Raw genomic sequence first — 21,174 nt, 5'->3', positions numbered from 1 at the left:
ACTCCCACCGGTCCCCTCCACAGGAGCCACGTCATGTCCTCCAGACTCACCACCCCGGCCGCCGTTGCCGCCACCCTCGTCGCGCTGATGGCCGCCGCCCCCGCCTCGGCCGCCGACTACGTGCAGGACGCAGGTTCGACGCTGGTGTTTGCCACCAAGTACGACGGCGAAGTGTTCACCGGCACCTTCCCCGGCTTCTCGACCAGGCTCAGCTTCGATCCGGCGGACCTGCCTGCCGGCAGGCTCGACGTCACCATTCCGCTGGCGGGAGCGAGGACGGGCAACGACGACCGCGACACCACCCTGCGCGGCGCCGATTTCTTCAACGTGGCGAAATTCACGCAGGCGCGCTACCGCGCGACCGGGTTCCGCAGCCTGGGCGGCGACCGCTACGCCGCCGACGGCACCCTGGAGCTGCGCGGCGTAAGCAAGCCGGTGACGCTGACGTTCACCTGGACCCCCGGCGCCGCGCCGGTGCTGGCTGGCAAGGCAACCGTGAAGCGGCTGGACTTCGGCGTCGGCGGCGGCGACTGGTCGGACACCGGGACCATTCCCGACGAGGTGGCGATCAGCACGAAGGTGGTGCTGAAGCCGGCGCCATAACGCTTCGCCGGCCGGCGCGCAAGCCAGGCTGCGCATCGGCCTCAAAGCCGGCCACGCGCGGGGCTTTGGCGGCGCGCAGCACGATGACGACCCGAGCGCAGCGCACACGCGACGTCCTTTCGTCGCCAGTGCAGCCACCAACCTGCGCGTTCGCTCAACCTCGGACAAACCCTAGGTAGGGCACGCCCCGGATAGTTGAAGCGGCGGCGCGGTGTTGCAATCGATCCAGCTCGAGCGAGGGGGAGCTCAGGCCTCACATTCGCGAGCGCAAGGAGCATCGATGAGCATTTCGCCCGTCTCGTCCCAACACAACGCAGCTGCACCGAGCAGCCAGCCCAGTCACACCGTCCAGCACGGCGACACGCTGTCGGCCATCGCCCGGGAAAACGGGGTCTCGGTCTCGGCGCTGCTGGCGGCCAACCCGCAGATCCGCAATCCGGACGTCATCTACCCGGGCGACCGCCTCGAGATCCCCGGTGGCGGCAACGCGGCCGGTTCGACCGGCGCTGCGGGCAACGTCCAGGCCAGCGACGTCGCCTCGCCGGGCGGCAAGTTCGACTACAACCGGATTTCCGGCGTGCAGGGCAATCCCAACGTGACCCCGGCCTTCATCAAGGGCGTCGAGGACATGGCGGCGCGCCTGGGCACCAAGCCCGAATACCTGATGGCGGTGATGAGCTTCGAGACCGGCGGCAGCTTCTCGCCGGGCCAGAAGAACAACGCCGGCAGCGGTGCAACCGGACTGATCCAGTTCATGCCGGACACGGCGACCGGGCTGGGCACCAGCACCGCTGCGCTGGCACGCATGAGCTCGGTCGACCAGCTGCAGTACGTCGAGAAGTACTTCATGGAGCGCGCTGGCGCGCACAACGGCAAGCTGTCCACGCTCGAGGGCGTGTACACCTCGGTGCTGTACGGCTCGCCGAAGTCCGACCCCGCTTCGACCCTGTGGTCCAGCGGCAGCAGCGCCTACAAGTGGAACAGCGGACTGGACCGCAACAGCGATGGGCGCATCACCGCCGGCGAAGCGGCGAACGCCGTGCGCGGACGCGTGGACGGCAACATCGACGAAGGCGGTTCGGCCATCCCGGACAAGCCGGGGCAGACCGATCCAGGCAACGGCAATCCGGGTGGCAGCGACACGGGCGCGCGCGGCAGCTACACGGTGCGCCCGGGCGACACGCTGTCGCAGATCGCCGCCAGCAACGGCATGTCGCTCGACTCGCTGCTGGCCGCCAATCCCCGGATCAGCAATCCCAACCTCATCTATCCGGGCCAGACCGTGCAGCTCTCCGGCAGCGGCGGGGGCAGCTACAGCGTGAACAGCGGGGACACGATGTCGGGGATCGCGGCCCGCAACGGCGTGTCGCTGTCGGCCCTGATCGAAGCCAATCCCCAGGTCCGCAACCCGAACCTGATCTACCCGGGCCAGCAGCTGCACATCCCGGGCGGCGGCACGCCGGGCACGCAGGGTACGTCCGGAACTTCGGGGACGTCCGGCACGTCTGGAACCTCGGGCACACCGGGCGCCGGCGACGGCAACGTGGTCGACATCGCCCAGGCCTTCCTCGGTCGCAACGCATCGGACCTGAAGCGCAGCGGCGAACTGCCGATGGAATCGTGGGTGCCGAACAACGTCAACTGCGCCAACTTCGTCACCGCCGTGCTGCAGCAGGCCGGTGCGATCAACTGGCACGACAACACCGTGGCGGGCACGGCCAGCAAGCTCAAGGCCGAAGGCTGGACCGTGGTTCCGGCATCGCAGGCCAAGCCTGGCGACGTGTGCATCCTCAACTACGGTGGCCACGTGGAACTGGTGGCCAGCAACAACAACGGCGACATCAAGCTGATCGGTTCGAACAACATCAACCCCGACGGCTCGCAGCAGGTCAGCTACGGCAATCCCTACGGGAACGCCTACTACCTGTCGCCTCCCTGATCCCCCCAAGGGATGACAGGCAGCGACGGCCCCAATCGTCGCCACCTGTCCCGGCCCTGCCCCCCGGGCCATGGACGAACGGTCGCGAAAGCGGCCGTTCGTTCTTTTGGGTGCGTGGGATTGGCGTGGCCGTCGCGCTCGAGCGTGGGGCACACACATCAGCACGAGACACTGCACATGCAGGAGCGGCTTCAGCCGCGAGCTCTTTGGTCCGACGCAACGGTCGTGGAAGAGCTCGCGGCTGAAGCCGCTCCTACAAGGTTTGCGTGGGCATTCGCGCCAACATGCGAACGGCCGCATGCGCGGCCGTTGCTGTGCATCACCGCGCCTGCCGGCGCGCCGTCATTCTTCCTCGAACAGCGCGTGCGGGGCGCCGTACTTCTCCGGCCAGGCGAGCCACACCATGTCGGTCGGGCCGATCGCATCGGCGCGCAGCTCCCAGTGGCCGTCCACGCGCTGTAGCAGGGCAACGTAATCAGGCGAGACGTAGCCCTGCTTGGCGGCATCGGCGAGCGGCGTTCCGGCGTAATCGATCACCGTGCCGTCCTGGTCCTGCATCCGCGCATAGACAAATCCCCAACCCTCGCCGGCGCGTATCTGCTCGACCGCAAAACGCACGTCGCGGCCGAGCTTCTGCCGCACCGGCGCGCGCGCCGTATCCAGCAGCTGCTGGCGTTCGCTGCTGCCCTGTTCGGGAGTATGGATGGCGTCGGCGGCTTGGCTGTCGTTCATCAGGATCATGCCCAGGAAGAGGAAAGAAAGGAGGGGGCGCATCGGTGCGCGTGGCTTCGGCGTGCTTCGCATCGGTCTGTCTCCGGCGCGGCGATGGATTGCGGCGAACTGGACCAGTATCGCCACCACCGCGTTAACGATGCGACTAGGGCAAGCCCTTGCATGCGCGCCCTGTCGGCATGCCTGTCGCGCGAACTATTGCGTCCGGGACAGCCAGGCGCGCACGCCATCGACGTCGAAGGGCCAGTCCAGCTCTGCGCCACCGACCGTATCACGCAGCACCGGGACGCGCATGCCGTAGGCCGCTTCCAGCGCGTCCACGCCGTCGATCCAGACGCTTTCGAACTCCGGTGCGCGCGCCGCGGCCAGTACCGCCAGGGCCTGGTCGCACAGCGGACAGTCGTCGCGCTGGACCAGCTGCAGGGCGGGAATCGCGTCGGGCGCGGGAGGGCTCATGGCGTGCCAGCCTGGCGGGCGGTTGGCGGCTTAGAATACCCGGATGGCCGTCAGCACCTTCGACCTCTACAAGATCGGCATCGGGCCGAGCTCTTCGCATACCGTCGGGCCGATGCGCGCGGCGGCGCGCTTCGTCGAGCACTGGCTGCAGGACGCCGGCCGGCTGCAGGACGTGGCACGCATCCGCGCCGAGGTGTTCGGCTCGCTGGCGCTGACCGGTCGCGGCCACGGCACCGACAAGGCGGTGCTGATGGGCCTGGAAGGCCATTGGCCGAACCGCATCGACCCCGACGTCATTCCCGCCGCGCTCGAGCGCATCCGCGGCGAGAAGCGCGTGCTGCTGGGCGGCACGCATGCGGTCGCGTTCGACGAGAAGCGCGACCTGGTCATGAACAAGCGCCAGAAGCTGCCGTACCACACCAACGGCATGCGCTTCACCGCCTTCGACGCCAGTGACGAGGTCGTGGCCACGCGCGACTACTACTCGGTCGGCGGCGGCTTCGTGGTCAACCAGGACGAGGCCGCGGAAGACCGGATCGTTGCCGACACCACGTCGGTGCCCTACCCGTTCAACAGCGGCGACGAACTGCTGGCGCAGGCGCGCAACCACGGCCTGAGCATCGCCCAGCTGATGATGGAAAACGAGAAGTCGTGGCGCAGCGAGGACGAGGTCCGCGAGGGCCTGCGCGAGATCTGGCTGGCGATGCAGTCATGCATCAACCGCGGCATCGCCCAGGGCGGCACCCTCCCCGGCGGCCTGCACGTGTCGCGCCGCGCCCCGGCGCTGCACGCGGAGCTTGCGGCCAAGCCCGAGGCGGCGATCCGCGACCCGCTGACCACGCTCGACTGGGTGAACCTGTACGCGCTGGCGGTCAACGAGGAAAACGCGGCCGGCGGGCGCGTGGTGACCGCGCCAACCAACGGCGCGGCCGGCATCCTGCCCGCAGTGCTGCGCTATTACGACCGCTTCACCCCCGGGTCCAACGAGCAGGGCGTGTTCGACTTCCTGCTCACCGCTTCCGCCGTTGGCATCCTCTACAAGGAGAACGCCAGCATTTCCGGCGCCGAGGTCGGCTGCCAGGGCGAAGTCGGCGTGGCCTGCTCGATGGCCGCGGCCGGACTCACCGCGGCGCTGGGCGGCAATCCGAGCCAGATCGAGAACGCTGCCGAGATCGGCATGGAGCACAACCTCGGACTCACCTGCGATCCGATCGGCGGCCTGGTGCAGATTCCGTGCATCGAGCGCAACGCGATGGGGGCGGTGAAGGCGATCAATGCCTCGCGCATGGCGCTGCGCGGCGATGGCAAGCACAAGGTCTCGCTCGACAAGGTCATCAAGACCATGCGCGACACCGGCCGCGACATGCAGGACAAGTACAAGGAAACCTCGCGCGGTGGCCTGGCGGTGAACGTCATCGAGTGCTGAGGCGGCGCACGGTTTTCCGGAACACCTCGAAGAACTGAAGTCGCGAACGCCCTGCCCGCCCGCGACGGCAGCGGCCGCGCCGACGAGGAAAGCTGAAGGGTACGCACGCCTCCTGCTGACGGGAGTACACCCGGCCGGCCCCGCCACCACACCCGTGGGATAGCAGTGCGCGCGAGTGGCGATCGTGGCCCGGCGCGCTCGGCGCAGAGCAAGTGCTCGCGGTCCCCGCTCCTGCAGCATCCGACGCGCTTCGGTGGCTTTCACGGGAATCGCGCGCGTCGCTGCCTATGCTCGGATCCGGGTTGTCCACCGGATCCATCATGCGCACGCTCCTTCTCGCGCCGGCACTTGCAATCGCATTCGCCGCTGCGCCCGCCTTCGCTGAAAAACCCCCGTTCTACGGCCCTCAACTCGAAGGCTTCGACTATCCGCACCCGGTCAAACGCTTCGAGTTCGATTCGCAGCAGCAATCGCTTGCGATGGCCTACATGGACGTGGCGCCCGCCGCCGAACCCAACGGCCGCACGGTCCTCCTGCTGCACGGCAAGAATTTCTGCGCCGCAACCTGGGAGTCCGCGATCACGGCCCTCGCCGGGGCCGGCTTCCGCGTGGTGGCGGTCGACCAGGTCGGTTTCTGCAAGTCGAGCAAGCCGCGGCGCTACCAGTTTTCCCTGGGTCAACTGGCCGACAACACGCAGGCGCTGCTGTGGTCGCTCGATATCGGGCGCGCGGTGGTCGTCGGACATTCCATGGGCGGCATGCTGGCCGCGCGCTATGCGTTGCAGTATCCGGACGGCGTTGAACAGCTGGTGCTGGTCAATCCGATCGGACTCGAGGACTGGCGCGCCGAGGGCGTGCCGTGGCGCAACGTCGATGCCTGGTATGCGGGCGAGCTCAAGACCGGCTTCGAGAGCATCAAGGCCTACCAGCAGAAGGTCTACTACGGGGGCAAGTGGAAACCGGAATACGACCGCTGGGTGGCGATGCTAGCGGGCATGTACGCGGGCCCCGGCAAGGCGGCGGTCGCGTGGGACCAGGCGCTGGCCTCGGACATGATCTTCAACCAGCCGGTGGTGTACGAGTTTCCGCGTATCCGCGTACCGACCACGCTGATGATCGGCCAGCGCGACCGCACGGCGATCGGTCGTGACCTGGCTTCGCCGGAGCTGTCCGATCGGCTCGGCGACTATCCGGAACTCGGCAAGCGCGCGGCGCGGCTGATCCGCAACTCGCGGCTGGTGGAGTTCAAGGATCTCGGGCATTCGCCCCAGGTGGAGGCGCCGGAGCGCTTCAATGCGGCGCTGCTGGAGGCGCTCGAGTAACGGCGCCCGGCGTCGAGAGGGAGGAAGCGGGAGGCGGTGATCTGTTCTTCGGCTATCCGGTTCGCACCGTGGAGCAAACACCGCGGCGCGCACACTCCGCGCTGCAAGCTGATCCGATTTCCGAACGGAGGACGCAACGCTCGCACAACGCACGCCACGATCCGGACCAGATCGTCGCATTGCAGTGGAGTGGCAAGGCAGCCCCTGGGCAGGCGCTCGCGCTCGCGTCCAGGGTGATTTTCGCGGTGACTGCTACTTCGATCAGGATTCGCGCCCGGTGAAAAGCCGTCGCGGCCTGATCGATTCCCGGGGCTGGTTCGTCGCTGCGCCTGGACGACCGTCTAGTTGTCCGAAATTCCTATCCGGCGGCCACGACGCGCAACACGTCGTCCAGCAACGCGGCGGCGGTGACGCCAGCGCCCGCCCCTGGGCCCTGCACGACCAGCGGCTGGTCGCGGTAGCGGTCGGACCAGATGGCGACCCGATTGTCGGTGCCGCCGCTCGAGGCGAAGGGGTCGGTGGGGCCGAGGGCTTCCGGCCCCACGGTGGCCCGGATGCGGCCGTCGCCGTCGTACCGGAAACGGGCCATGAAGCGCAGCCGGGCGCCCTGGTCGCAGGCTCCGGCATGGCGTCTGCGCAGCGGTGCATCGAGCGTGGACAGCGTGGCGTCGACCTCCTCCGGCGCTGCCGCGGCCAGTTCGGGGGTGAGCAAGGATTCGACCGCGACCTCGTGCGCTTCCAGCGCGATGCCGGCCGTGCGCGCGAGGATCAACAGCTTGCGGCGCACGTCCTCGCCGGACAGGTCTTCGCGGGGATCGGGTTCGGTATAGCCGCCGTCGCGCGCGGTGCGCACAAGGTCGGCAAACGGCTGCCGGCCGTCGTAGCGATCGAACAGCCACGCCAGCGAACCCGACAGTACGCCGGCAATCGCGTGGATGCGGTCGCCGCCTGCATGCAGCTCGCGGATCGAGCGCAGCAGCGGCAACCCGGCGCCGACCGTGGCCGCATCGCCGTAGCGGGAATTGCCATCGCTACGCGCACGTGCGACGGCCTGCGCACGCAGCAGGTCGGCGCCGGTACCGAGCTTGTTGGCGGTGACGACGTGCACGCCGCGCGCCAGCCAGGGCGCGTGCCGCGCTGCGATCGCATCGCTCGCGGTAGCGTCGACGATGATGTCGCCGGGGCGTGGCGATGCGAAATCCCCCATGGGAGCAGCCACCGCCACGATCGGATCGGCGACAAGGGCATCGCAGCCATGGCCGTTTTGCCAAAAATTGGTCGCGGCGGCATCTCGAGGAGCGCGATTGGCCGCACGCAGCGCCTCGCCCGCATCCTCGCCGCAGCGGATGACGCCGCGCGAGTTCGCGAGCGCACCGAAGCGCGGCAATGCCAGCCCGCGTCGTGCCAGTTGCTGCCAGCGCTCGACGAAGGCGCTGCCGACGGTACCGGTGCCGAGCAGGAGCAGCCGCGGTTGTGGAACGGTCGCAGGCAATGCGCTCGCGGCCGTGCTGGCGCCGATCGCCACGCGATTCATGCGTCCACCAGCTGCGGCCGCTTGCGTCGGCAACCTTCGATCACCGCAAGGGCACGGCCGAGCGCGGCCTCAAGGTCGGCCTGCAGGTCGGCAAGCGCCTCGATGCCCACCGACAGCCGCAGCAGCCCGTTGGAAATGCCGGCTTCGGCGCGCGCCTCGGGCGACATCGCGGCGTGCGTCATGGTCGCGGGGTGCGCGACCAGACTCTCGACGCCACCCAGCGATTCGGCGAGGGTGAAACATCGCAGTCCGTCGAGGAATGCGCGGACCGCCTGTTCGCGGGTCGCGTCGTCGTCGCCACCCAGCTCGACCGACAGCATCCCGCCGAACCCCTTCTGCTGGCGCAAGGCCAGCGCATGGCCCGGGTGCGAAGCCAGCCCCGGGTAGTGCAATGCGGCCACTGCCGGATGCGCGTCGAGACGAGCGGCGATCGCGGTCGCGTTCTCCTGGTGCACGCGCAGGCGCGCGTCCAGCGTGCGCAGGCCGCGCAGGGTCAGGAAGCTGTCGAACGGCGCGCCGGTGATGCCCAGGCAGTTCGCCCACCAGGTGAACCGGTCGTGCAACTCCGGCGTGCGTGCCACCACCGCGCCGCCGACCACGTCGCTGTGGCCGTTGATGTACTTCGTGGTCGAATGCACCACCGCGTCGGCGCCGAAATCCGCGATCGGAGTCTGCAAGGCCGGCGACAGGAAGGTGTTGTCGACCACCGCCAGCGCGCCGGCGCGGTGCGCGGCGTCGATCACCAAGCGCAGGTCGGTGATGCGCAGCAGCGGGTTGGAGGGCGTCTCGATCCACACCAGCTTCGGCGCGGGCCGCCCGTCCACCGGTGCGAGCGCAACGGCCAGCGCGCGCGGATCGGTCAGGTCGGCGAGCACCAACTCGAACGCGCCCTTCGCCGCCAGCGCCTTGAACAGCCGCCAGCTGCCGCCGTAGCCGTCGTGCGGCACCACCAGCCGATCGCCCGGCTGCAACAGCGCGTGCAGCACCAGCGTGATCGCAGCCATGCCGGTCGCGGTGATGGTGCCGCCGGCACCGCCTTCGAGTTCGGCCAACGCGTCGCCGAGCAGGTCGCGGGTGGGATTGCCGCTGCGGGTGTAGTCGTAGCGGCGCTTGTCGTCGAAGCCGGCGAAGCTGAAGTTGCTCGACAGCACCAGCGGCGGCGTGACCGCGCCGAAGGCCTCGTCGCGATCGATGCCGGCGCGCACCGCGCGGGTCGCGGCGACAAGGCAAGCGCCGCCGATCGAAAGGTCACGGAAGCTCATGCGATGTCTCCGGTGTCGCGCAGCGCAGTGGCGAGGATCGCGTCGATGCGGTCGGTGTCCTTGAGGAAGGCGTCGTGGCCGTAGCGCGAGCGCAGCAGGCGCAGCTTGCCGAGCGTGCCCAATCCCTCGACCAGTGCGACGGCATCGGACAGCGGCACCAGCCGATCCCCTTCGACCGCCACCACCACGGTGGGGATGCGCACCTGCGCCGGATCCACGCGATGCAGGTCGATCGATTCGGACAGGCGACGGAACGCGGTGGCCGGCGTGCGCCCGACGTAGCGGGCACCGACCGCGTCGAGGTAGTCCTCGGCCGCCACGCGCACGCGTCCGTGCACGAGTTCGGGCGCGGCATCGAATCGCTGTTCGAACTCCTCCGGCGTGCGGTACGACAGCATCGCGAACTGCCGCGCCAGCGACAGGCCCTGCCCGTCCGCGCACTGGAGCTGGCCCAGGTCCACCGCCCTGCGCTGCAGCGCGCGCCACGCCGCCGCATACGGATGCGGCCGGTGCGCGCCGCTGACCGCGACCAGCTTCCGCACCCGGCGCGGATTCCGCACCGCCAGCTGCAGTCCCACCAGCGCGCCGTACGAATAGCCAACGACCGCGTGCAGCGTCTCGATGTCGAGCGCATCGAGCAGGCCGCGAATCGCGTCGGCTTGGTCGGCAGGATCGATCGGCGCGTCGAGCGTGCCGTCGGCACCCACGTAATCGAACGCGAGGATGCGCCAGCGCGCCGGATCCAGCGCGCGCCCGGGGCCGACCAGGTCGTTGGCCCAACCTGGCTCGGGGAACTGCGCGCTGGCCGCGACGTGCCGGTGCGCCGAGATTCCGCCGGCCACCAGCAGCACCGGCGCGTCCGCCGCGCCGATCGCCTCGAACGCGACCCGCAGGTTGCGCACCCCGGCGTGGCGCATCGGCAGGACAAGGTCGACGTGGCCGCGCGACGCGGACGCGACGGGCACTTCGGCCAGCGGCGCGCTGCGCGGCTGGGCATGCGGAAAAGGAGCGTGCGGGATGGGGTGTTGCCCGATGGGGCTTTCGACGAGGCTCATTGGCGCGTTCCGATGACAGGACGGGCCATCGCAGTGCGCGGGGCATGCCGGAAGCGGCCGCTGGGCGGCACGTGCGCACCCGCCTCGAGGGCGGATCCGCAACCATCTTCCGGTGGACCCACAGGTCCCCGCAGGACTTGGCACCGCGAAGGAGCACAGCCGCAAGGCCGCGCTCCATCAGGTTGCCCCGGCGTCTTCGGGCCTGTCCCTCAGCCGGTCTCGATGGAGCAGACAGCTTGCGCCCCGGCGCGGGGGATTGTCAATCGCTTTATCGGCATGAAGCGATGAAGATTCCCGAAGCGTGCCCGTCGACACGCTTCCGCCCTCTTGCACCTCTCCCGCATACTTTGCCGATGTCGAAACTCGTCCTGTCCAGTGTTGCCGCGGCGGTTTGCCTTGTTGGCTGCACCAGCCCCGCACCGCGCGCACTACCGCCCGCACCCATCGCGATCGCCGCGCCATCCATGGTGGTGCCGGAGCGCTACGTGTCTCCCGAGAGTCCGCGTGACGAACTCGACTCGCTGGCCACCTGGCCGGCAGAGGACGGTCGCACTTGGCTGATCGCCACCGCCAAGTCGACCCATTTGCTGGTGGTGTTCGACGCCGACACCGGCGAACGCCTGCGCAGCATCGGCCGCAAGGGCCAGGCGCCGGGCGAATTCCTGCGGCCCAACGGAGTCGCGATCCACGGCAACCACCTGTTCGTGGCAGAGCGCGACAACCATCGCGTGCAGGTGCTGTCGCTTCCGGACTTCACCCCGCTCGGCACGTTCGGCAGCGATCGCCTGCGCAGTCCGTACGGGCTGTGGATCCACGAGAGCGCGCCGGGCGAGTACGAGGTCTACGTCACCGACAGCTTCATGCAGGGCGAACACCACGACGTGGTGCCGCCGCTCGACCAGCTCGACCGCCGCGTGCGCCGCTACCGCATCGCATTCGACGACGACGGCACCCGCTTCAACGCGCGCGACGAGGGCGCATTCGGCGACACCGGCGAATCCAGCGCGCTGCGGATCGTCGAATCGATCGCGGGCGACCCGGCGCAGCAGCGGCTGCTGGTCGCCGACGAATTCACGTCCACCGAGGGTCTGCGGCGCGGCTCCAACCTGCGCGAGTACACCTTCGACGGCAAGCCGACCGGACGCGAGTTGCCCGCGGGGACGTTTGAGGCCCAAGCCGAAGGCGTTGCGCTGTGGAGCTGCACACCCGACACGGGCTACTGGGTCGCAGCCGACCAGCGCTACCCGCAGACCCATTTCCTGCTGTTCGACCGCGACACCCTGGCGCCGCGCGGCAGCTTCCGGGGCGAGGTCACGGCGCACACCGACGGCATCGCCCTGCATGCGGCGACCACGGCCACCTTCCCCGCCGGCGCGCTGTTCGCGGTGCACGATGACAAGGCGGTGGCAGCGTTCGACCTCGGCGAGGTGGCACGGGTCCTCGCACTGGATCCGGACTGCACGCGCTGAGGATACGCGTCGCTGCTTCCACTCCGTCTGGCGGATGCGGGTCCGCAGGAAAACAAGAATGCCGGCCATCCAGGATGACCGGCATTCCCTTCGCGTCGAATCTCCGGCGGACTCAGCCGCGCCCGATGGCCAGGTTGAAATTGAACTGGTTCCCGAACAACGGCAACGGCGTGGCTTCCACCTGCGGCGGCTCCTGCCCGACATCGATGTCGACCGCCAGCAGGGTGCCCACGAAAGCCAACGATACGATGCCGCTGAACTCCGTCAGGATGCTGCCCATCAGCTTGGCGAACTGGGCGCCCTGCTGCTTCACCTGGTCGGTGGCGTTGATGAACGCCTGGTCCACGCCACGCAGCTTCCCGTCCGCGCCGACCGCGACGAAACCGCTGCCGTTCGCGTTCTCCCGCAGCACGTTGCCCTCATCCACGAACACGTTGAGCGTGTCGCTTTGGCCAACGCGCACATCGGTGAAGGACAGGTCGCCGCGGGCATTGGAATCAATGCCCTCGATGTGGGCGACGTAATCACCGCCGCCGTCGACGATCGTAAGCTGCGACGCCACGGTGGCCCCGTTGTTGCCCGCGTCCCAGGGCGTGGTCGCGATGGTCAGGCGAGTGCCATCGTCCAGCACGAAGGTGGTCTGGCCCCAGAAATCGAACGCATGCTTGCCGTCGATCTCGACATGCGGGTCGCCCCAGATCCGGTAGGTCTCCCCCGTCGCCTTGTTGTGGATCATCACCTCGTTGTTGTCGTCGGCGGTGATGCGATAGTTGTCGTTCTCGAACTGCACCTTGCCGTCGGCCGTCCTGCTGGTGGAGGGACCCTCGCCGCGTCCGATGCAACCGCCCGCGGCGATCTGCTGGCTGGCGCCGAAGTTGAAGTTGCCGGTAATGAAGTCGCCCATCGCTGTCCTCCCGGAGTGCTTGTCCATGCATGATTCGTGCATGCATTGGAACGCCAACCCCCGCCTCGGCACATCTAGGGCCGACCCCACTGGGGGAAACCCGAGTGCGCGGATGCGTCGCTTTCTCCCGCTTGGCCCGGGTTCGCGCTTGCGCCATGCGCGGCTGGCCCTGCTGGCGGTGTTTGGACTGGCAACCTGCCTGTGGGCGCCTGCCGCCCCTCCCGCCGACGACGTGCGCCTTCGCATCGAAGCCGGCGACGGCGCCTACCTGGCGTGGGCCGACAACACGCTCGCCGGCCCTGTGGAAGTGATGCTGCATTCCGATCGCAGCGACGTGGCTGGCGAACCGGCCCTGCCCGCGCGCGCCACCGTGCCGGCCAACGCCAGCGTGCTGGTCGCACGCCTGCATCGCCGCGCCGGTGCGCAGGACGGCGGCCTCGGCCTGCGGCTGGATACGGTGCCGGGCAGCGTCAATGCCCGGCCGCGGGATTACGAATACCTGTTTCCGCTGCAGTTGCCCGAACCGCGGATCGAACAGGCCTGGGGCGGACACTACAGCCACGCGGACGTGGAGAACCGCCATGCCGTGGACTTCGCGGCACCGCCGGGCACGACCGTGTTCGCCGCGCGCGAGGGCGTGGTGATGCAAGTCGAAATGGCATCAGCTGCGGCGAACGGCCAGCACGGCGATGCGAACCTGATCCGCATCCTCCACCCCGACGGCAGCATGGCGGTCTATGCCCATCTGGCGCGCGATGGCGCGCTGGTCCGATCGGGTCAGCGGGTTCGCCGCGGGCAGCCGATCGGCCTGTCCGGCAACAGCGGCCAGAGCGCGGGGCCGCACCTGCACTTCGCAGTGCAGGCCAATCGCGGCATGCAGCTGGCATCGCTCCCGTTCCGGATGTTCGGGCCCGGCGGAATCCTGCGCTTCAGCGAACCGGCGATGGAAGGCGATTCCGATAGTTCCCTCTGACACGGTGCTTTGTGGAGCGAGCTAAGCACCTCCGTGGGATGCGGGACGCCGGGCACGGATGCCCTTGGCGCGAATGTCCTCCGGCGCCGGCCTGCGGCGGACGCCTCCCCCTTGATTTCGCACCCAAGGACATCCGCACCCGGCGCTCTGACCTGCGCGGTGGCTTTACAAGACAGGTAAAACAGCGATGCGCGCTGTCAGAAAGCCTGCAATCCTGCGCCCGGTGCGGCCGGCGAGCCTTCGGGGCGAAGTAAAGGAGGAGGCATCCGCCGCCAGGCGGATGCCGGAGGACATTCGCCCCGAAGGCCTGTTGGTCGCGCTGGCCCCCTTCAGGTCGCAGCGAAACTTGTGATCAACCGCATGGGACACGCGCCAACCATCCTGCCCGAATCGCCGCAGCCCGTATAATCCGCATCCTTCCCGCACCACCGCAGCGCCATGCAGGCGCCTTTCGCCATGCCTGACGTCGCCGCCGAAGCCGCCCGCCGCCGTACCTTCGCGATCATCTCGCACCCGGACGCCGGCAAGACCACGCTGACCGAGAAGCTGCTGCTGTTCGGCGGCGCGATCCAGATGGCCGGTTCGGTCAAGTCGCGCAAGACCACCCGCCACGCCACCTCCGACTGGATGGCGCTGGAGCAGGAGCGCGGGATCTCGGTCACCAGTTCGGTGATGCAGTTCCCGTACGAGGGCCGCATCGTCAACCTGCTCGATACACCCGGCCACGCCGACTTCGGCGAAGACACCTACCGCGTGCTGACCGCGGTCGACTCGGCGCTGATGGTCATCGACGTCGCCAAGGGCGTCGAGGAGCGCACGATCAAGCTGATGGAGGTGTGCCGCATGCGCGACACCCCGATCATGACCTTCATCAACAAGCTCGACCGCGAGGGCCGCGATCCGATCGACCTGCTCGACGAGGTCGAGAGCGTGCTCGGCATCCAGTGCGCGCCGGTGACCTGGCCGATCGGCATGGGCAAACGGCTCAGGGGCGTCGTGCACCTGGTGACCGGCGAGGTGCACCTGTACGAACCCGGGCGCAACTTCACCCGCCAGGATTCGACCATCTTCGCTTCGATCGACGACCCGCAGCTCGAGGCGCGGATCGGCGCCGACATGCTGGGTGAGCTGCGCGACGAGCTCGAGCTGGTACAGGGCGCCTCGCATCCCTTCGACCTCCAGGCCTACCTCGCCGGCCGGCAAACGCCGGTGTTCTTCGGCTCGGCGGTGAACAACTTCGGCGTGCAGCTGCTGCTGGACTTCTTCGTCCGCCACGCGCCGGCGCCGCGCCCGCGCGAAACCACTTCGCGCATGGTCGAGCCGGCGGAAACGAAGCTCAGTGGCTTCGTGTTCAAGATCCAGGCCAACATGGACCCGATGCACCGCGACCGCGTCGCGTTCATGCGCGTGTGCTCGGGCCGCTTCGCCGCGGGCATGAAGGCGCTGCACGTGCGCAGCGGCAAGGAAGTCAAGCTGGCCAACGCGCTGACCTTCATGGCCAGCGACCGCGAAATCGCCGTCGAGGCCTTTCCCGGCGATGTCATCGGCATCCACAACCACGGCACGATCTCCATCGGTGACACCTTTACCGAGGGCGAGCCGATCTCGTTCACCGGTATCCCCAACTTCGCGCCCGAGCTGTTCCGGCGCGCGCGCCTGCGCGATCCGCTCAGGCTCAAACAGCTGCAGAAGGGCCTGGCGCAGCTGAGCGAGGAAGGCGCCACGCAGTTCTTCCGGCCTCTGATGAGCAATGACCTGATCCTCGGCGCGGTCGGCGTGCTGCAGTTCGACGTCGCGGCCTACCGGCTCAAGGACGAATACGGGGTGGAGGCCGGATTCGAGCAGGTGCAGGTGGCGACCGCACGCTGGATCAAGTGCGCCGACGAGAAGAAGCTGGAGGAGTTCCGCGAGAAGAACGCGATGAACCTGGCCATCGATGGCGCCGGCGCGCTGGTCTACCTGGCGCCGACGCGCATCAACCTGCAGCTCGCGCAGGAGCGCGCGCCCGGGGTGGAATTCCTGGCCACGCGCGAACAGGCGCACGTGGTGGGCGCGCGCTGACGCGCGGCCCATCACCGCGCGCACGCATCGCAGCGGGCACACTCGCGGTTCCGCCCGTCCGGAACCCGTCCATGTCGCCCTGCCTGCCCGCCATCGCCGTCGTCATGCTGCTGGCCTGCAGCGCCTGCGGCCCGGCCGCACCGCCCACCGATCCCGCGCGGCCGGCCACTCCTCAGGCCAGCGAAGGATCCAGCCCGGCAGCGCCGGTGGATTCCTCTTTCTCCGCCGACCCCACGAAAGGCGAATCGCAGCGCTACGAATGCGACGACGGCAGCGTGGTCCGGGTGACCTACGGCGACGAAGAACAGGCCCGCATCGAACTTCCCGGCGGGCCCACGATATCGCTGCCGAAAGCGCAATCGGCCTCGAAGGGCGCCGGCGACGTATTCGTCGGGGAAACCATTTCGCTGCAGCGCAATGGCGACGAACTGCAGGTGGTGCGGACTGCCGGCAACACGCTGCGGTGCCGCGCCGCGGCGGTTACGGAGTAATTGCTCGGTGCGCGCGGCGCATGGTGGCCGGATGCAGGCCGTCACTCCTTCCGCTTCCGGTCCTCGTGGGCATGAATCCAGCGGGCACGACCCCCGCGGGCAGGAGCATCGCGGGCCTGGTCCGGGCACGCACGATCCACGCGAGGAATTCGCCAGCGCGCTGACCCACGGCGTCGGCGCCGCCGCGGCCCTTGCCGGCGGTGCGGTGCTGATCGCGCTGGCCGCGCTGAATGGTGACGGCTGGCAGCTGACGGCCGCGATCGTGTTCGGCATCTGCCTGCTGCTGCTGTACGTGGCCTCCACGCTGTACCACGCCGTCTCGCACCCCATCGCCAAGCCTCGGCTGAAGGTCTTCGACCACTGCGCGATCTATCTGCTGATCGCCGGCACCTACACGCCGTTCACGCTGGTGGGCCTGCGCGGCACCCTGGGCTGGACCCTGTTCGCGGCGATCTGGACCCTGGCGCTCGCCGGCGTGGTGTTCAAGCTGTTCTACACTGGCCGCTTCAAGCTGCTGTCCACGGCGATCTACGTGGCGATGGGTTGGGCGGTCATCGTGGCGATCAAGCCGGTGATGGCCGCGCTGGACAACTGGACCCTCGGCTGGATGCTCGCCGGCGGCCTGTTCTACACACTCGGTACGGTGTTCTACCATCGTGAATCGGTGCGCTATTCGCACGCCATCTGGCATCTGTTCTGCATCGGCGGCAGCGCCTGCCATTACGTCGCGGTGATGGCGCAGGTGCTGCCGCCGCGATGAACCGCCCGTGAGCGCGTTCACCTGCGCTTGATCGTCGCGCGGCGATGGTTGCGCCGTGTCCACTCCCCCATCACAAACCTTCGGCAAGCGTCTGCGCGATGCCGCCACCGGGCATCCGTGGCGCACCGTGTTGGCCGCGGTGGCGGTCGCACTGACCGTGCTGGTGTTGCTGTGGGACTGGAACTGGTTCAAGGGCCCGGTGGAACGCGCGGTGGAATCGCGCACCGGACGCAGTTTCGAGATCGGCGGGGACCTCGACGTCGACCTCGGGCGCATCACCATCGTCCGTGCCGATCGCCTGCAGCTGGGCAACGCCGCATGGTCGAAACAGGCCACGATGGCCAGCGCCGATCGCCTGGAACTGCGCATCGCGCCGCTCGCCCTGCTGCGCGGCGACATCCTCATCCCGGAAATCCGCCTCGCCAGACCCGACGTGCACCTGGAAACCGGTCCCGAAGGAGGGGGCAACTGGGATTTCGGCCTGGAGTCGGGAGACGGCGACCCGCCGCGCCTGGAGCGGATCTGGATCGAAGACGGCCACCTGCAGTTCGTCGATGCGCCCAACCGGACCGACATCAAGATCGATGTCGCCAGCCGCAAACCCGACAAGCGCGGCGGCGCCCCGCCGGTCGCACTCGAAGGCGGCGGCCGCTGGGCCGGGAATCGCTTCACGCTGGAGGGCGTGGCCGAATCGCCGCTCGAACTGCAGCAGACCGACCAGCCCTACCGCATCGACCTGCACGCGGCCGCAGGGGCCACCCGCGCCCACGCGCGCGGCACCCTGGTCAATCCTTTCCAGCTGCGCGACTTCGACCTGCGCATGGCGCTGTCGGGCAAGAACCTGGAGGACCTGTATCCCCTGCTCGGCATCTCGTTGCCGCCCACGCCGCCCTATGCACTCGACGGGCGCTTTACCCGCGACAACGACACCTGGCGCTACGAAGGCTTCACCGGCAAGGTCGGCGACAGCGACCTGTCGGGCACCGCCGCGGTGACCACTGGCGGTGCACGACCGTTCCTGCGCGCGGACCTGGTGTCCAAGCGCCTGGACTTCGACGACCTGGCGGGTTTCATCGGTGGAGCGCCGCAGGCCGGCGGCGACGAGTCGAGCAATCCCGAACTCGCCGCGCTCGCAGCGCAGCGCAAAGCAGACCCGAAACTGCTGCCGGACACGCCGTACAAGCTGGAGAAGCTGCGTGCGATGGACGCCGACGTGCGCCTGAAGGCGCATCGAATCAACGCGCCTTCGCTGCCGCTGGACGACATGGACGCGCACCTGACGCTGGACAACGGCCTGCTGCGCCTGGATCCCCTGAACTTCGGCGTCGCCGGCGGCGACATCCGCTCCACCATCCGCATGGACGCGCGCGAGAAGACCATCCACACCCGCGCCGACATCACGGCGAAGGGACTCAACTTGGGCGAACTGTTCCCCGGCGCCAAGCTGACCGACGACGCGATCGGCCGGATCGGCGGCCGCGTCGCGATTACCGGTACCGGTAATTCGATCGCGCGGATGCTGGGAAGCGCCGACGGCGACATCGCGCTCGGCATGGGCCGTGGACAGATCAGCAACCTGCTCATGGAACTGGCTGGGATCGACATCTACGAATCCCTGAAATTCCTCATCGGCAAGGACCACAAGGTGCCGATCCGCTGTGCGTTCGGTGACTTCGGCGTCAAGGACGGTCTGATGACATCGCGCGCGCTGGCATTCGACACCACCGACACGATCATCGTCGGCAAAGGCACGGTGAACCTGCGCGACGAGACCCTGGACCTGCTGCTCAAGCCGCGACCCAAGGATCGCAGCATCCTGACATTGCGGTCGCCGCTGATGGTGGACGGCACGTTCAAGGACCCGTCCTTCCGGCCGGACTTCAAGCGCCTGGGGCTGCGCGGGGCGATCGCGCTGGCCCTCGGCAGCATCGCACCGCCAGCCGCGCTTCTGGCCACCGTCGACCTGGGCGGCGGCGAGGACAGCGGCTGCGGCGGCCAGTACGCCAAATAACGGGCGACACGCAGCCGGTGGCGTCACTGGCGCTTGACCGTACGGCGCGGACAATGCGCGTTCCATCTCCCCGGATGATCGCCATGCGCGACCTCTTCGCCCTCGCAGCCACGGTGCTTGTTTGCGCTGCGGCTGCCGGCTGCGGTGACCGTCCCGCGGCCACGGCAGCCCAGACGACGGAGCCTGTTGCCACGGCCCCATCGCCGGCCGACGCGTCGAGCGCCGACGAACACGTGACGCGACGCTTCGGCTGCCAGGCCGGCACCGGGGTCGAGCTGCTCGACGACGGCACCGTCCGTGTGTCATTGCCCGGCGGCGAACGCCACGCGCTGACCCGGGTCGCCGGCAGTGAGCCGCAGGTCTACACCGGCGACTCGCTGTACTTCACGATCCAGGAAGGCGCGGCGCACCTGTCGCAGCAGGACGGCGCGCGCGAGCTGGCCTGCACAGACGCGACCAACGCCGGGTAGGAACGCGGCGCAATCGACCGGTATCGCGCGCAGGCATCACGACGAGGGTTGCGAGGCGCGTCTGCGTGTCGCGCCGCACTGGCGTCGATCGGAACCACGCGGGACGCGAGACGTCCTGCGCGACGCCGGGTCGCAACCCGGGGCCGCGCCATCGATCAGCTGGCGATGTAGCGCTGCAGCTGGTCCAGCTCGTTCTGCTGGTCCTCGATCACGGCCTTGACCAGGTCGCCGATCGACACCACGCCGAGCACGGCGTCGCGATCGAGCACCGGCAGGTGGCGGATGCGCCGCTCGGTCACGACCTGCATGCAATGTTCGGCGGTATCGTCCAGGCCGACGCTGATGACCTGCGACGTCATGATGTCGCGCACCGGCGTGGTCGAGGACGCGCGACCCTGCAGCACCACCTTGCGTGCGTAGTCGCGCTCGGACAGGATGCCGGCCAGCCGGCCCTCCTGCATCACCAGCAAAGCGCCGATGCCCTTCTCCGCCATCAGGCGCACCGCGTCGATCACCGGTGCGTCGGGACCGATCGCGAAGACCTCAGGCGCCTTGCCTTCCAACAGGTGTCGTACGGTCCGCATGGGTCTCTCCCTCGCCATGGACACGATCCGAGGATACCCCCAACCCCGGACGCCAGCTATCGACCAGGTACAGCGGGCGCTGCTTGGATTCCTCGTACAGGCGGCCGAGGTATTCGCCGATCATCCCCAACGCGACCAGTTGCACGCCGCCGAGGAACAGGATCACCGCCATCATGCTCGGATAGCCGGCCACCGCGTCGCCCCACAGCAACGCCTTGGCCACGATCCACAGCGCGTAGACGAACGCCGCCAGCGCGGTCAGCACGCCGAGATAGGTCGCCAGCCGCAGCGGCGCCGTGGAGAAACTGGTGATGCCCTCGAGGGCGAAGTTCCACAGCCGCCAGAAGCTGAACTTGCTCGTCCCGGCCAGCCGCGGCTCGCGCTGGTAGGCGATGGCGACCTGTTCGAAGCCGACCCAGCCGAACAGTCCCTTCATGAACCGGTGCCGCTCGCGCAGCTGCCGCAGCGCCGCGAGGGCGCGCGGCGACAACAGCCGGAAATCGCCGGTATCAGCCGGGATCGGCGTCTTCGACAGCCGCTGCATCACCCGATAGAAGGCGTGTGCGGTCGCCTTCTTCAGCCAGGTCTCGCCCTCACGGACGGTGCGCGTGCCGTAGACGTCGTCGTAACCCTCGCGCCACCTGGCCACGAACTGCGGAATCAACTCCGGCGGATCCTGGCCGTCAGCGTCGAGGATCATGGCCGCGCCACGCTCGACCTGGTCGAGGCCGGCGGTCAGCGCCGCCTCCTTGCCGAAGTTGCGCGACAGCCGGAGCAGCGATACCCGCGCGTCGCCGTTGGCGATGCCACGCAGCACATCCCAGGTGCCGTCGCGACTACCGTCGTCCACGTACAGCACGCGTCCTTCGACCCCGTCCAGCGCATCGAGCACGGCGGCGATGCGCGGGTGCAGCGATGGCAGCGACTCGGCTTCATTGAAGGCGGCGACGACGATGGTCAGGCGGTCATGGTCGGCGGCACGGCTGGTCATGCCGGCATGGTAGCCGACCCGGGGACCTGTCCAGAGGCCCTCGTCGGACGGCGAGCCGCGGGGCTTCAACCCGACATTCGCGCGGGAAGGAGAGGGGCCGCGGCAGCCACGCTTCACGCACGAGCGGTTCT

The 21,174-nt window shown here is 68.8% G+C and carries 19 protein-coding genes and 1 riboswitch; of the genes, 11 read left to right on the top strand and 8 right to left on the bottom strand.

All coding sequences use genetic code 11. The features are described 5' to 3' along the window. The first annotated feature begins 33 nt into the window (after window positions 1–33). Both ACFOM9_RS01630 and ACFOM9_RS01625 read left to right on the top strand, forming a co-directional pair. Window positions 34–603: a YceI family protein gene (locus tag ACFOM9_RS01630; RefSeq protein WP_386705541.1), complete on the top strand. Its 570-nt coding sequence runs from the start codon at window positions 34–36 to the stop codon at window positions 601–603. A gap of 280 nt (window positions 604–883) precedes the next feature. Then, a complete protein-coding gene (locus ACFOM9_RS01625) occupies window positions 884–2,542 on the top strand; it encodes a LysM peptidoglycan-binding domain-containing protein (RefSeq protein WP_386705538.1) in 1,659 nt (552 codons plus the stop codon). Window positions 2,543–2,884: 342 nt separating this feature from the next. Here the strand turns inward: ACFOM9_RS01625 and ACFOM9_RS01620 are convergent, their stop codons facing one another. Together ACFOM9_RS01620 and ACFOM9_RS01615 are read right to left on the bottom strand one after the other, a co-directional pair. Further along, window positions 2,885–3,400, bottom strand: a complete 516-nt coding sequence (locus ACFOM9_RS01620; protein ID WP_386705536.1) for a hypothetical protein — start codon at window positions 3,398–3,400, stop codon at window positions 2,885–2,887. 69 nt (window positions 3,401–3,469) lie between these two features. Continuing rightward, a complete protein-coding gene (locus tag ACFOM9_RS01615; RefSeq protein WP_386705534.1) occupies window positions 3,470–3,730 on the bottom strand; it encodes a glutaredoxin family protein in 261 nt (86 codons plus the stop codon). A 43-nt stretch (window positions 3,731–3,773) separates the two neighbouring features. Between ACFOM9_RS01615 and ACFOM9_RS01610 the strand changes: the two genes are divergently transcribed. Both ACFOM9_RS01610 and ACFOM9_RS01605 read left to right on the top strand, forming a co-directional pair. After that, window positions 3,774–5,156 carry an L-serine ammonia-lyase gene (locus tag ACFOM9_RS01610; RefSeq protein WP_386705532.1) on the top strand — a complete coding sequence of 461 codons (1,383 nt, stop codon included), beginning with the start codon at window positions 3,774–3,776 and terminating at the stop codon, window positions 5,154–5,156. A gap of 320 nt (window positions 5,157–5,476) precedes the next feature. Next, the gene (locus ACFOM9_RS01605) at window positions 5,477–6,478 is read left to right on the top strand and encodes an alpha/beta fold hydrolase (RefSeq protein ID WP_386705530.1); all 1,002 of its coding nucleotides are present in this window, start codon (window positions 5,477–5,479) and stop codon (window positions 6,476–6,478) included. Window positions 6,479–6,836: 358 nt separating this feature from the next. Here the strand turns inward: ACFOM9_RS01605 and ACFOM9_RS01600 are convergent, their stop codons facing one another. From ACFOM9_RS01600 to metX, 3 genes are read right to left on the bottom strand one after another with little or no spacing between them, the layout of a single operon-like run. Continuing rightward, on the bottom strand, window positions 6,837–8,012 hold the full coding sequence (locus ACFOM9_RS01600; protein ID WP_386705528.1) for a homoserine dehydrogenase: 1,176 nt from the start codon (window positions 8,010–8,012) through the stop codon (window positions 6,837–6,839). Then, complete coding sequence (gene metB, locus ACFOM9_RS01595) at window positions 8,009–9,274, bottom strand: cystathionine gamma-synthase (protein WP_386705526.1); 1,266 nt, start codon at window positions 9,272–9,274, stop codon at window positions 8,009–8,011. The genes ACFOM9_RS01600 and metB overlap by 4 nt, the downstream gene beginning before the upstream one ends. After that, the gene (metX, locus tag ACFOM9_RS01590) at window positions 9,271–10,329 is read right to left on the bottom strand and encodes a homoserine O-succinyltransferase MetX (RefSeq protein WP_386705524.1); all 1,059 of its coding nucleotides are present in this window, start codon (window positions 10,327–10,329) and stop codon (window positions 9,271–9,273) included. The genes metB and metX overlap by 4 nt, the downstream gene beginning before the upstream one ends. A 99-nt stretch (window positions 10,330–10,428) precedes the next feature. After that, window positions 10,429–10,558, bottom strand: a riboswitch (SAM riboswitch). 124 nt (window positions 10,559–10,682) lie between these two features. Here metX and ACFOM9_RS01585 point away from each other — a divergent pair. Beyond that, the gene (locus ACFOM9_RS01585) at window positions 10,683–11,798 is read left to right on the top strand and encodes a phytase (protein WP_386705521.1); all 1,116 of its coding nucleotides are present in this window, start codon (window positions 10,683–10,685) and stop codon (window positions 11,796–11,798) included. A 112-nt stretch (window positions 11,799–11,910) separates the two neighbouring features. On the opposite strand, the gene ACFOM9_RS01580 is transcribed toward ACFOM9_RS01585, so the two are convergent. Further along, complete coding sequence (locus tag ACFOM9_RS01580) at window positions 11,911–12,729, bottom strand: DUF1521 domain-containing protein (protein WP_386705519.1); 819 nt, start codon at window positions 12,727–12,729, stop codon at window positions 11,911–11,913. A gap of 85 nt (window positions 12,730–12,814) precedes the next feature. Here ACFOM9_RS01580 and ACFOM9_RS01575 point away from each other — a divergent pair, with 85 nt between their 5' ends. The 6 genes from ACFOM9_RS01575 to ACFOM9_RS01550 all read left to right on the top strand — a co-directional run bounded on the left by ACFOM9_RS01575 (window position 12,815) and on the right by ACFOM9_RS01550 (window position 19,468). Then, window positions 12,815–13,675 (top strand): M23 family metallopeptidase, encoded by an 861-nt coding sequence (locus ACFOM9_RS01575; protein ID WP_386705517.1) that lies wholly within the window; start codon window positions 12,815–12,817, stop codon window positions 13,673–13,675. A gap of 456 nt (window positions 13,676–14,131) precedes the next feature. Further along, window positions 14,132–15,736, top strand: a complete 1,605-nt coding sequence (locus ACFOM9_RS01570) for a peptide chain release factor 3 (RefSeq protein WP_386705514.1) — start codon at window positions 14,132–14,134, stop codon at window positions 15,734–15,736. Window positions 15,737–15,807: 71 nt separating this feature from the next. Further along, window positions 15,808–16,227: an MliC family protein gene (locus ACFOM9_RS01565; RefSeq protein ID WP_386705511.1), complete on the top strand. Its 420-nt coding sequence runs from the start codon at window positions 15,808–15,810 to the stop codon at window positions 16,225–16,227. A 31-nt stretch (window positions 16,228–16,258) separates the two neighbouring features. Then, window positions 16,259–16,987 carry a PAQR family membrane homeostasis protein TrhA gene (gene trhA / locus ACFOM9_RS01560; protein WP_386705508.1) on the top strand — a complete coding sequence of 243 codons (729 nt, stop codon included), beginning with the start codon at window positions 16,259–16,261 and terminating at the stop codon, window positions 16,985–16,987. A gap of 91 nt (window positions 16,988–17,078) precedes the next feature. Continuing rightward, window positions 17,079–18,998, top strand: a complete 1,920-nt coding sequence (locus ACFOM9_RS01555; protein WP_386707232.1) for an AsmA family protein — start codon at window positions 17,079–17,081, stop codon at window positions 18,996–18,998. An 83-nt stretch (window positions 18,999–19,081) separates the two neighbouring features. After that, window positions 19,082–19,468 carry a hypothetical protein gene (locus ACFOM9_RS01550; RefSeq protein ID WP_386705506.1) on the top strand — a complete coding sequence of 129 codons (387 nt, stop codon included), beginning with the start codon at window positions 19,082–19,084 and terminating at the stop codon, window positions 19,466–19,468. A gap of 155 nt (window positions 19,469–19,623) precedes the next feature. Here ACFOM9_RS01550 and ACFOM9_RS01545 read toward each other — a convergent pair whose 3' ends face one another. Both ACFOM9_RS01545 and ACFOM9_RS01540 read right to left on the bottom strand, forming a co-directional pair. Next, entirely contained in the window at window positions 19,624–20,052 is a 429-nt protein-coding gene (locus tag ACFOM9_RS01545; protein ID WP_386705504.1) for a CBS domain-containing protein, read from the bottom strand. After that, entirely contained in the window at window positions 20,012–21,043 is a 1,032-nt protein-coding gene (locus ACFOM9_RS01540) for a glycosyltransferase family 2 protein (protein WP_386705502.1), read from the bottom strand. Before ACFOM9_RS01540 ends, ACFOM9_RS01545 begins: the two co-directional genes overlap by 41 nt. Between the last annotated feature and the right edge of the window lie 131 nt (window positions 21,044–21,174).

The sequence above is a fragment of the Luteimonas notoginsengisoli genome, assembly GCF_042648885.1.
GTDB classification, from domain to species: domain Bacteria; phylum Pseudomonadota; class Gammaproteobacteria; order Xanthomonadales; family Xanthomonadaceae; genus Luteimonas; species Luteimonas notoginsengisoli.
This window is presented reverse-complemented; position numbering and strand designations above follow the sequence as displayed.

Excerpts from the sequence above, each read along its gene's own strand:
- ACFOM9_RS01625 (WP_386705538.1), top strand. The coding sequence starts at position 884 with ATGAGCATTTCGCCCGTCTCGTCCCAACACAACGCAGCTGCACCGAGC.
- ACFOM9_RS01615 (WP_386705534.1), bottom strand. The coding sequence starts at position 3,730 with ATGAGCCCTCCCGCGCCCGACGCGATTCCCGCCCTGCAGCTGGTCCAG.
- ACFOM9_RS01630 (WP_386705541.1), top strand. The coding sequence starts at position 34 with ATGTCCTCCAGACTCACCACCCCGGCCGCCGTTGCCGCCACCCTCGTC.
- ACFOM9_RS01585 (WP_386705521.1), top strand. The coding sequence starts at position 10,683 with ATGTCGAAACTCGTCCTGTCCAGTGTTGCCGCGGCGGTTTGCCTTGTT.
- trhA (WP_386705508.1), top strand. The coding sequence starts at position 16,259 with ATGCAGGCCGTCACTCCTTCCGCTTCCGGTCCTCGTGGGCATGAATCC.
- ACFOM9_RS01605 (WP_386705530.1), top strand. The coding sequence starts at position 5,477 with ATGCGCACGCTCCTTCTCGCGCCGGCACTTGCAATCGCATTCGCCGCT.
- ACFOM9_RS01610 (WP_386705532.1), top strand. The coding sequence starts at position 3,774 with ATGGCCGTCAGCACCTTCGACCTCTACAAGATCGGCATCGGGCCGAGC.
- metX (WP_386705524.1), bottom strand. The coding sequence starts at position 10,329 with ATGAGCCTCGTCGAAAGCCCCATCGGGCAACACCCCATCCCGCACGCT.
- ACFOM9_RS01570 (WP_386705514.1), top strand. The coding sequence starts at position 14,132 with ATGCCTGACGTCGCCGCCGAAGCCGCCCGCCGCCGTACCTTCGCGATC.
- ACFOM9_RS01565 (WP_386705511.1), top strand. The coding sequence starts at position 15,808 with ATGTCGCCCTGCCTGCCCGCCATCGCCGTCGTCATGCTGCTGGCCTGC.
- ACFOM9_RS01540 (WP_386705502.1), bottom strand. The coding sequence starts at position 21,043 with ATGACCAGCCGTGCCGCCGACCATGACCGCCTGACCATCGTCGTCGCC.
- ACFOM9_RS01600 (WP_386705528.1), bottom strand. The coding sequence starts at position 8,012 with ATGAATCGCGTGGCGATCGGCGCCAGCACGGCCGCGAGCGCATTGCCT.
- ACFOM9_RS01550 (WP_386705506.1), top strand. The coding sequence starts at position 19,082 with ATGCGCGACCTCTTCGCCCTCGCAGCCACGGTGCTTGTTTGCGCTGCG.
- ACFOM9_RS01575 (WP_386705517.1), top strand. The coding sequence starts at position 12,815 with ATGCGTCGCTTTCTCCCGCTTGGCCCGGGTTCGCGCTTGCGCCATGCG.
- ACFOM9_RS01545 (WP_386705504.1), bottom strand. The coding sequence starts at position 20,052 with ATGCGGACCGTACGACACCTGTTGGAAGGCAAGGCGCCTGAGGTCTTC.
- ACFOM9_RS01580 (WP_386705519.1), bottom strand. The coding sequence starts at position 12,729 with ATGGACAAGCACTCCGGGAGGACAGCGATGGGCGACTTCATTACCGGC.
- metB (WP_386705526.1), bottom strand. The coding sequence starts at position 9,274 with ATGAGCTTCCGTGACCTTTCGATCGGCGGCGCTTGCCTTGTCGCCGCG.